This window comes from Leucobacter soli, from assembly GCF_042659205.1.
GTDB lineage: Bacteria > Actinomycetota > Actinomycetes > Actinomycetales > Microbacteriaceae > Leucobacter > Leucobacter soli.
Genome location: NZ_JBHSRW010000253.1, coordinates 1 through 3,083 on the forward strand (window position 1 = coordinate 1; position 3,083 = coordinate 3,083).

Genomic DNA, 3,083 nt, shown 5'->3' on the forward strand with positions numbered 1-3,083 from the left:
CGGTCGGGCGGCGCCAGACGAGCGCGGCGAGCCAGCTGATGGCGAGCCCGGCGAGGAACGGCCACGCGGTCTCCCAGATACCGGCGATCGTCAGCGCCTCGGCGTGGGAACGCCGGCCGAGCACGGAGAAGGCGAGCACCAGGGCGGCGTCAAGCGCCGCGGCCGAGGCGAGGACCGGGCGCGACGCGCGTGCGCGAGCGTCCGAGCCGGGGTGAACGGGATCAGAGCTCATGATCCCTCAGCCTACGCGGTGCGGCGTCGCCGCCCGTGCTGCAGCGCGCGCTGCCGACCACGCTGTCGAGTGCGCTGTCGAGTGCGCCGCCGATCTCCGGTACGCTGCCCGGAGAGATAGGGATCACGACGGAGTGGGAGGAGACGCGCATGAGCGCTGACGTGCTGTTCACCGGGGGACCGGTCTTCACCGGGGTCGGGCTCCCGCTGGAGGGAATGGCCGTGTCGGTGGTGGACGGACGCATCTCGGCGGTCGTGCCCGAGGCGGAGACCGAGACGCTCGCCGGCCCGGGGACCCGCCGCATCGACCTGAACGGCGCGCTTCTCGCACCGGGCTTTCAGGACGCGCACGTGCATCCCGTCGGCGGCGGCGTGGAGCTCCTGCAGTGCAACCTCACCGAGGCCGAGAACGCGGAGCAGGCGCTCGCCGCGATCGCGGCCTATGCCGCGGCGAATCCTGAGGAGTCGTGGATCGTCGGCGCCGGCTGGTCGATGGATCACTACCCGGGAGGCACCCCGACGAGGCAGCTGCTCGACGCGATCGTCCCGGAGCGGCCGGTCTTCCTGATGAACCGCGATCATCACGGCGCGTGGGCGAACACCGCGGCCATCCGCCTGGCGGGCCTCGACGCGAGCACCCCCGATCCCGAGGACGGGCGCATCGAGCGCGAGGCCGACGGCCACCCGGCCGGCACCTTCCACGAGGGGGCCGCCGAGCTGTTCGCCGAGGTGAAGCCCGAGGTCTCGCCCGATCTCGTCTACCGCGGACTGCTCCGAGCGCAGGAGGAGATGCTCTCCCTCGGCATCACCGGATGGCAGGACGCGATCGTCGGCAGTGCCAACGCGCCCGTGCCCGACGGCACCGCGGCCTATCTGCGCGCGATCGACGAGGGGACGCTGAAGGTGCACGTGATCGGAGCCCAGTGGTGGGAGCGCGGAGTCGGGCTGGAGCAGATCGAGGGGATCCTCGCTCGCCGCGACGAACGCGCCTCGAGCGGCAGCGCCGGTCGGTTCGAGCTGGGCTCCGTCAAGATGATGGTCGACGGCGTCGCCGAGAACTACACCGCCGCGATGCTCGAGCCCTATCGGGATGCGAGCGGCCACGACACCTGCAACCACGGCATCTCGTTCATCGCCCCCGAGATCATGCGCGAGGCCGTGACCCGCCTCGACGCCGCAGGCATGCAGGTCCACTTCCATGCGCTCGGCGACCGCGCAGTGCGGGATGCGCTCGACGCGGTCGGCGCTGCCCGGGCGGAGAACGGGCCGCGCGACAATCGGCACCACCTGGCGCACCTGCAGGTCGTCGCCGAGGCGGACGCGCCTCGCTCCGCCGAGGTCGACGCGGTTGCGAATCTGCAGGCGCTGTGGGCCACGCACGAGGATCAGCTCGACACGTTGACGCTGCCGTTCATGCAGGACGGCGCGGAGCGCCGGCAGTACCCCTTCGGCGATCTCGTGCGCGGCGGGGCGAAGCTGGCCGCCGGCAGCGACTGGCCGGTCTCGTCGGCCGATCCGCTCGCCGCGATCGCGGTCGCCGTCAACCGGGCGGTGCCCGGCTACGATGCTCCGCCGCTCGGTGGCGAGCACCAGCGGCTCGATCTCGCGACCGCGCTCGCCGCCTACACCTCGGGCAGCGCCTACGTGAACCACCGCGACCACGATACCGGCCACGTGCGCGAGGGCTATCTGGCGAACCTGGTGATCATCGAGCCCAACCCGTTCGAGGTGCCAAGCGACGAGCTCTTCGGCACGGCCGTCACCTCGACCTGGGTCGAAGGCGAAGAGGTGTATCGGGCGGGGCGGGTCCCACCGCGCACGGATAGTATGTGAGGCGACGCAAGGAAGACGAGGGGGACTCGCCGTGGCCGCACCGCTGGAGGAGACGCCGCCCGCCGGCGTGGATCCCGCCGCGGCGAGCCCGGTCGGCACGGGTTCCGCCGACGCCGAGCCCCGGTGGCTGTCGCCGGAGGAGCGCCGGACGTGGATGCGGCTCATCGGGCTGACGACCCTGCTGCCGGGTGAGCTCGAGGCGCAGCTGAAGCGGGATGCCGGGCTGAGCCTCTTCGAATACCATGTGCTCGCGATGCTCAGCGAGGCGGAGGAGCGCACGCGCTCGATGAGCGATCTCGCCTTCTGGTCGACCTCGTCGCTCTCGCGGCTCTCGCACGTCGTGACCCGGCTCGAGAAGCAGGGCTGGGTGCGCCGAGTCGCCTGCCCCGACGACGGGCGCGCGACCAACGCCGTGCTGACCGACGCCGGCGTCGCCCACCTCGAGCAGCATGCGCCGGCCCACGTCGCCGAGGTGCGGCGGATCATCTTCGACGGCCTCGACGAGGCCGAGGTGCGGGTGATGGGCGAGGCGCTCGGCAAGATTCTCGACCGCATCGATCCGGCGATGCTGCGGCAGACGGAGACCTGAACGCCGAGCATGCCTCGGTGAAACCCCGGATGCGTCAGGATGCGGAGCGGAGCGCGGCGACGACTGCCTCGTGCAGGAGCCCGTTTGTGGCGAGCGAGCTGCCGTTCCACGCGGTCGGCGAACCCTCCGCATCCGTGAACGACCCCCCGGCCTCCCGCACGATCGGCACGTGCGCGGCCAGGTCGTAGGCCTTGACATCGAACTCGGCGACGATGTCGAGCAGGCCTTCGGCGAGCAGCATGTAGGACCAGGAGTCGCCGTAGCCGCGATCCCGCCAGACGAGCTCGGCGAGCGAGAGCAGCGAGTCGAGGCGACCGGCGTCCCGCCACTGGCCGATGCTCTGGAAGCTGAGCGAGGCGTCGGCGAGCTCGCCCACCCCGCTCACGCGGATGCGGCGAGGCGCGGCCCCGCGATCCTGCCGCCAGGCGCC

At 72.0% G+C, this 3,083-nt stretch carries 4 protein-coding genes; 2 read left to right on the plus strand and 2 right to left on the minus strand.

Going from position 1 to position 3,083, the window contains the following annotated elements; genetic code table 11:
* Nucleotides 1-232, minus strand: a 232-nt coding sequence (locus tag ACFPZL_RS11675; RefSeq protein ID WP_382335525.1) for a DUF3054 domain-containing protein, incomplete at its 3' end; no start/stop codon positions are given.
* 149 nt (nucleotides 233-381) lie between these two features.
* On the opposite strand from ACFPZL_RS11675, the gene ACFPZL_RS11680 reads away from it, so the two are divergent.
* Nucleotides 382-2,064 carry an amidohydrolase gene (locus tag ACFPZL_RS11680; RefSeq protein WP_382335527.1) on the plus strand — a complete coding sequence of 561 codons (1,683 nt, stop codon included), beginning with the start codon at nucleotides 382-384 and terminating at the stop codon, nucleotides 2,062-2,064.
* Nucleotides 2,065-2,095: 31 nt separating this feature from the next.
* A complete protein-coding gene (locus ACFPZL_RS11685) occupies nucleotides 2,096-2,653 on the plus strand; it encodes a MarR family winged helix-turn-helix transcriptional regulator (protein WP_236021660.1) in 558 nt (185 codons plus the stop codon).
* Between the two features lie 34 nt (nucleotides 2,654-2,687).
* Here ACFPZL_RS11685 and ACFPZL_RS11690 read toward each other — a convergent pair.
* The coding region (locus ACFPZL_RS11690; protein WP_382335529.1) for an inositol monophosphatase family protein at nucleotides 2,688-3,083 on the minus strand (396 nt) is incomplete at its 5' end.

Coding starts and splice junctions, on each gene's coding strand:
- ACFPZL_RS11680 (WP_382335527.1), top strand. CDS start 382: ATGAGCGCTGACGTGCTGTTCACCGGGGGACCGGTCTTCACCGGGGTC.